We start from the raw sequence: 6,472 nt of genomic DNA, 5'->3' as shown, positions 1-6,472 counted from the left end.
CCCGTTGGTGGTGGGTCGGGTCCCGGGGGTGGGGGTGGCGGGTCTCTTTGTACGCCTCCAACCACGCCCGGTCCCGGGGGTGGGCGAGGGGCTAGTGTTTCACGTGAAACATCGCCCCTCTTCCTGCCTCGGCTTCCGCAGGAAGCGCGCCAGGGCCACGGTGATCCCGGCATAGATCAGAGCGACGAGAATCACGAGCACCGGCGAACGGCCGTCCGGCGGCAGCATCAGTGCGGCCACACCGGCGGCCCCCACGAAGGCGACATTGAAGAGGACGTCGTAGACGGAGAAGACCCGGCCGCGGAAGCCGTCGTCGACGGACGCCTGGACGATCGTGTCCGTGGCGATCTTGGCGCCCTGGGTGATCAGACCCAGGACGAAAGCGGCCACCATCAGGGGGCCGGTGGCGAAGGGGAGGCCGAGCGCCGGTTCCAGAACGGCGGCCGAGCCGGAACACACCACGATCCAGTAGCCGGGGCCGAGTCGGCCCACGGCCCAGGGGGTCACCACGGCCGCCGCGAAGAAGCCCGCGCCGGACGCTGCGAGCGCCAGCCCCAGCAACCGGAGACCGCCGTTGGGGCTTGTGGAGAGCGTGTACCGGCACAGCATGAGCAGCAGAACGAGGAGCGCGCCGTAGCAGAAGCGCATCAGTGTCATCGAGGCCAGCGCCCAGACGGCTTCCCGGCGCCGGGGCGCGGCCAGATGCCGGACGGCGGCGAGAAGATCGCGCGCGGTGTCGGTGAGAGCGGTCCGTAGACGGGGCTGCGACGGCGTCCGGTCGGGCCCGAGCAGGGCGGGCGCCATGGTGAGGGAGGCGAGCCCTGCGCACAAGTAGAGGAAGCCGCCGAGCAGCACCACCGCGGCATCGGATCCCGACGCCACGAGCCGTACGGCGAAAGCGAGGCCGCCGCCGGCGGTCGCCGCGAGCGTCCCGGCCGTAGGGGACAGTGAATTGGCCAGCACCAGACGCTCGGCGTCGACCACGCGCGGCAGGGCGGCGGACAGCCCCGCGAGGATGAACCGGTTGACGGCCGTGATGCACAGCGCCGAGACGTAGAACAGCCAGTCCGGCACGTGGCTGACCATCAGTGCGGCCGTGGCCGCCGCCAGCAGTGCCCGCAGCAGATTGCCGTACACGAAGACCTGACGGCGCCGCCAGCGGTCCAGCAGGACGCCTGCGAAGGGGCCGACCAGAGAATAGGGGAGCAGTAGGACGGCCATGGCCGAGGCGATCGCGGCAGCCGAGGTCTGTTTCTCCGGGGAGAAGACGACATAGGCGGCGAGCGCGACCTGGTAGACGCCGTCTGCCCCCTGGGAGAGAAGCCGGACGGACAGCAGACGTCGGAAGTCCCGCAGGCGCAGCAGGACGCGCAGGTCACGGACGACGGGCATGGGGCACAGCCTCACACATGCAGAGGGTCCCCGAGCCGGAACCCGGGGACCCTCATAGCCCTGGCAGGAGCGTTCTCAGCGGCGCGCCTGGCGCGCCGCGTTGTGCCGACCCGGCGCACGCGTCGTGTGTAGCTGCTGCACACGACGCGTCGAGTCAGCGCACGCGTCGTGTCGAGCTAGCGCTCGACCTCGCCGCGGATGAACTTCTCGACGTTCTGGCGGGCCTCGTCGTCGAAGTACTGAACCGGCGGGGACTTCATGAAGTACGAGGACGCGGACAGGATCGGGCCGCCGATGCCGCGGTCCTTGGCGATCTTGGCAGCGCGCAGGGCGTCGATGATGACACCGGCCGAGTTCGGGGAGTCCCAGACCTCGAGCTTGTACTCCAGGTTCAGCGGGACGTCACCGAAGGCGCGGCCCTCGAGACGGACGTAGGCCCACTTGCGGTCGTCCAGCCAGGCCACGTAGTCGGACGGGCCGATGTGGACGTTCTTCTCGCCGAGGTCCCGGTCGGGGATCTGCGAGGTGACGGCCTGCGTCTTGGAGATCTTCTTGGACTCCAGGCGCTCGCGCTCGAGCATGTTCTTGAAGTCCATGTTGCCGCCGACGTTCAGCTGCATCGTGCGGTCGAGGATGACACCGCGGTCCTCGAACAGCTTCGCCATGACGCGGTGCGTGATGGTGGCGCCGACCTGGGACTTGATGTCGTCACCGACGATCGGCACACCGGCCTCGGTGAACTTGTCCGCCCACTCCTTGGTGCCGGCGATGAAGACCGGGAGGGCGTTGACGAAGGCGACCTTGGCGTCGATGGCGCACTGCGCGTAGAACTTCGCCGCGTCCTCGGAACCCACGGGCAGGTAGCAGACCAGGACGTCGACCTGCTTGTCCTTGAGGACCTGGACGACGTCAACCGGCTCGGCCTCGGACTCCTCGATGGTCTCGCGGTAGTACTTGCCGAGGCCGTCGAGGGTGTGGCCGCGCTGGACGGTGACACCGGTGGAGGGCACGTCGCAGATCTTGATGGTGTTGTTCTCGGAGGCGCCGATGGCGTCCGCGAGGTCGAGGCCGACCTTCTTGGCGTCCACGTCGAACGCGGCGACGAACTCTACGTCGCGGACGTGGTAGTCGCCGAACTGCACGTGCATCAGGCCGGGGACCTTCGACGCCGGGTCGGCGTCCTTGTAGTACTCGACTCCCTGCACCAGCGACGCAGCGCAGTTGCCCACGCCGACGATGGCTACGCGAACCGAACCCATTCCGGTTGCTCCCTGTGTGTACGAGTGAGGCCCTCAGTGGGTCTCACGTGGCGGTGTCGCCGGGCGTATCCGTCCGGGGGGTGTCCCCGGGACGGGGCAGGCCGCCCGTCGCTCCAGATGTGGTGTCCTGCTGAGCGGACCCCCCGGATGCGGAACCCCTCAGGTCCCGCCCGGCCCGCTCGCTCTCGATGAGCTCGTTCAGCCAGCGCACTTCGCGCTCCACGGACTCCATCCCGTGGCGCTGGAGCTCAAGCGTGTAGTCGTCGAGGCGCTCCCGGGTGCGCACCAGGGAGGCGCGCATCTTCTCCAGGCGCTCCTCCAGGCGGCTGCGCCGGCCCTCCAGTACGCGCATGCGGACATCGCGCGACGTCTGCCCGAAAAAGGCGAACCGTGCCGCGAAGTGCTCGTCCTCGTACGCGTCGGGACCGGTCTGGGAAAGAAGCTCCTCGAAGTGCTCCTTACCTTCTGCTGTCAACCGGTACACGATCTTCGCGCGGCGTCCGGCAAGGGGAGCGGCGAGGGCGTCCTCATGGGTGCTGCCCGGTTCCTCGATCAACCAGCCGCTGGTGACCAGCGTCTTGAGGCAGGGATACAGGGTTCCGTAGCTGAACGCCCGGAACACACCCAGTGACGTGTTGAGTCGTTTGCGCAGCTCATAGCCGTGCATCGGGGACTCGCGCAGCAGTCCGAGTACGGCGAACTCAAGGATGCCGGAACGCCGGCTCATGCTCGCCTCCCCTCGGTCCGCAGCGTCTTTATCTCGCGCTGATGTATCGACTCGATACATCACGACGATAGAACGGCCTTCCGTATGCGACAAGAGGAAGGACGGTGAACGGGATCACATCACCGATTCGTGGGAGGCAGCTTGCCTGTTTTGGGGTGAACTTCGAACCTCGGTGGGTTTTGGTGGTGCGTAGTCTGTGCGGCATGCAGACCACCGGGAACCAAGTGACGTCTGGGGAGCGTCCTCGTCCCCGGTGCAGTACGGGTGAATGCCGAACCGACCACATCCGTACTTCGGGGGGACCGGAAACCAGCCGCCGTTCCAGGCGCGCAAGGGTGCGCCTGCCCGAGGAGTAATCGTTCGATGAGCGAGCACCGTCGCAAACCGCCGCAGCCGCAGGAAGGCGGACGTGCCGCGGCCCGACGCGGCCAGTCCGGCTCGTCCTCCGGCCGCCGTGCGGCACCGCGAGGCGCCACCGGGTCTTCAGCCGACTCCTATGGTTCCAGTTCCCATGGGTCGGACTCCTACGGCTCCGGGGGCGAAGAACGCCCCTACAGCAGCCGTGCTGAGGCTCGCCGGGCGGCGCAGAGAGGCAGCGGCCGACGCCGGGTCGCCGACAACGCAGGTCCGGGTGGCCGGCGTGGGGGCCCGGGCGGACCGACCGGACCCGGGCGCGGCAGAGGCCGCGCGACGACAGCACCCGACAAGAAGCGGTTCATCGACTACCCCCGTGCGGGCAAGTACGGCTGGCACCGCTGGATGCCTTCCTGGAAGCTCGTCACGGGCCTGTTCGTCGGCTTCGTCGGCAGCCTGGTCGCCATGGTCGGCATCGGTTTCGCGATGGTCCAGGTCCCCAACGAGAACATCGCCGCCCAGTCGCAGAACAACGTCTACTACTGGGCCGACAAGTCGCAGATGGTGGCTACCGGCACCGGCGTGAACCGCCAGAACGTCACCATCGACAAGATCCCCGAAGCCATGCAGGACGCGGTGATCTCGGCCGAGAACAAGAGCTTCTACAAGGACTCGGGCGTCGACCCCATGGGTATCGCACGAGCTCTGGCCAACATGGCCCGAGGCGGTCAGACGCAGGGTGGTTCGACGATCACCCAGCAGTTCGTCAAGAACACGTACCTCAGCCAGGACCAGACCGTCACCCGTAAGTTCAAGGAGATGTTCATCTCCATAAAGGTGGGCACGAAGTTCACCAAGCCCCAGATCCTTCAGGGCTACCTCAACACCTCGTACTTCGGTCGTGGCGCCTACGGCATCCAGGCCGCGGCGCAGACCTACTTCGGCGTGGACGCGGTCAAGCTCCAGCCCACCCAGTGTGCCTTCCTTGCGGCGCTGCTGAAGGGCCCGACGTACTACGACCCGGCCGGTAATCCGGACCTCGACAAGGCGGCGAGCCAGCCGGCCAACGAGAAACGCTCCAAGGACCGCTGGGGCTGGATCCTCGGCGAGATGCACAAGGACAAGCACCTCACGGACGCCCAGTACCAGGAAGCCATCAGGAAGTACCCCGAGCCCGAGGGCCGCAAGGCGACCAAGGGCATGACCGGCCAGATCAGCTACCTGGTGGACACGGCGAAGAAGTACGTCCTCGCCCACTCCAACATCACGGAGGCCGAGTTCGACAAGGGCGGCTACCAGATCTACACGACCTTCGACAAGAGGAAGGTCAACGCCCTGAGCGCGGCCGTGAAGAAGATCCAGAAGGAGCGTCTCAACCCGAAGCGGAAGCTGGACAAGTACGTCCAGTTCGGCGCGGCGTCCGTGAAGCCGAAGGACGGCGCCATCGTGGCCCTCTACGGCGGCGACGGCTACGAGAACGGCCACTTCACCAACAACGCCGACACCTCCGGTGTCCCTGTGGGTTCGACCTGGAAGCCGTTCGTGCTGGCTGCGGCCATGGAGTACGGCACGTACAAGCATCCCGGCACGCCGGTCTCGCCGCTGAGCAAGTACAACGGCAACGACCATCTCAAGGTCCTGAACTCGGACGGGACGCCCTATCTCAACAAGGACAACTCGTTCTTCTTCCAGAACAACGAGAGTCCTCACAAATGGGGCTACATCACGCTGCGCAAGGCGATGGAGCAGTCCATCAACACGCCGTTCGTCCAGCTCGGCATGGATGTCGGGATGACGCATGTGCGGGACGTCGCCAAGTCGGCCGGCGTCCTCCCCGCCAGCATGTCGGTGAACCTCAACCCGTCGTTCGCCATCGGTACGTCCACTCCGAGCGCGATCCGCATGGCCGACGCCTACGCGACCTTCGCGGCGTCCGGCCAGCAGGCGGACCCGTACTCGGTGACCGAAGTGAAGAAGGACGGCACGGACCAGGAGGGCTTCGAGAAGCCCAAGGTCAAGCGGGCCATGGAAGCGGCCATCGCCGACAACGTCACGAACGTCCTGGAGAACGTCATCCAGAACGGTACGGGTACGAACGCCAAGGCCCTGGGCCGTACGGCGGCGGGTAAGACCGGTACCACCGACGCGAACAAGTCGGCCTGGTTCGTCGGCTACACCCAGCAGCTGTCGACCTCCGTGGCGATGTTCCGTGAGAACCCCAAGGACCACGAGCTGCTCTCGATGAACGGCACGGCGGGCAAGGACTCCATCCACGGTGGTGACATCCCGACGCTCGTGTGGACCGAGTACATGACGGATGCGCTGAAGAACGCGAACGACCTCGGCTTCCCGGACGCCCCCAAGATCGGTGAGGTCCAGGACGAGGCGGGTGCGCCTTCTCCGACCCCGTCGGTCACCATCACGCCGAGCCAGACGCCGAGCAACACGCCGAGCCCGACGCCCAGCACCACTTCCCCGTCCCCGACTCCGACGCCGAGCGACTCCTGCCAGTTCGGCTGGGGCAACAACTGCAACAACATCGGAGGCACGGACAACGGTGGTACGGACGGAGGGACGACACCCACACCCTCAGCGACCGACACCACCGTCCCCGGTAACACCAGAGGCAATGGCAACGGAGGCATCTTCGCAGGCCAGAACGGCTAGTAAGGCGCCCTGACCGGTTCGCGGTCATATCGCCCGCCAAGGCTGTTTCACGTGAAACATGGGCCGCCGCACC

The 6,472-nt window shown here is 66.8% G+C and carries 4 protein-coding genes; 1 reads left to right on the top strand and 3 read right to left on the bottom strand.

Annotated elements, in window-relative coordinates:
* Positions 1-99: 99 nt before the first annotated feature.
* The 3 genes from AB0H32_RS45730 to AB0H32_RS45720 form a co-directional block, all read right to left on the bottom strand.
* Positions 100-1,392: an MFS transporter gene (locus AB0H32_RS45730; RefSeq protein WP_361134831.1), complete on the bottom strand. Its 1,293-nt coding sequence runs from the start codon at positions 1,390-1,392 to the stop codon at positions 100-102.
* A 176-nt stretch (positions 1,393-1,568) separates the two neighbouring features.
* Positions 1,569-2,651, bottom strand: a complete 1,083-nt coding sequence (locus tag AB0H32_RS45725; protein ID WP_361134828.1) for an inositol-3-phosphate synthase — start codon at positions 2,649-2,651, stop codon at positions 1,569-1,571.
* A gap of 43 nt (positions 2,652-2,694) precedes the next feature.
* Complete coding sequence (locus AB0H32_RS45720) at positions 2,695-3,378, bottom strand: PadR family transcriptional regulator (RefSeq protein WP_361134825.1); 684 nt, start codon at positions 3,376-3,378, stop codon at positions 2,695-2,697.
* Positions 3,379-4,137: 759 nt separating this feature from the next.
* Here AB0H32_RS45720 and AB0H32_RS45715 point away from each other — a divergent pair.
* Complete coding sequence (locus AB0H32_RS45715) at positions 4,138-6,399, top strand: transglycosylase domain-containing protein (RefSeq protein ID WP_361134822.1); 2,262 nt, start codon at positions 4,138-4,140, stop codon at positions 6,397-6,399.
* Positions 6,400-6,472: the final 73 nt, after the last annotated feature.

Source organism: Streptomyces sp. NPDC020362 (genome assembly GCF_040642095.1).
GTDB lineage: Bacteria > Actinomycetota > Actinomycetes > Streptomycetales > Streptomycetaceae > Streptomyces.
Note: the sequence above shows the minus strand (reverse complement) of the source record. Positions and strands in the feature narration are given on the sequence as shown.

Bases quoted from the DNA above. Each gene is read 5' to 3' on its own strand.
- AB0H32_RS45715 (WP_361134822.1), top strand. From the start codon at position 4,138: ATGCCTTCCTGGAAGCTCGTCACGGGCCTGTTCGTCGGCTTCGTCGGC.
- AB0H32_RS45720 (WP_361134825.1), bottom strand. From the start codon at position 3,378: ATGAGCCGGCGTTCCGGCATCCTTGAGTTCGCCGTACTCGGACTGCTG.
- AB0H32_RS45725 (WP_361134828.1), bottom strand. From the start codon at position 2,651: ATGGGTTCGGTTCGCGTAGCCATCGTCGGCGTGGGCAACTGCGCTGCG.
- AB0H32_RS45730 (WP_361134831.1), bottom strand. From the start codon at position 1,392: ATGCCCGTCGTCCGTGACCTGCGCGTCCTGCTGCGCCTGCGGGACTTC.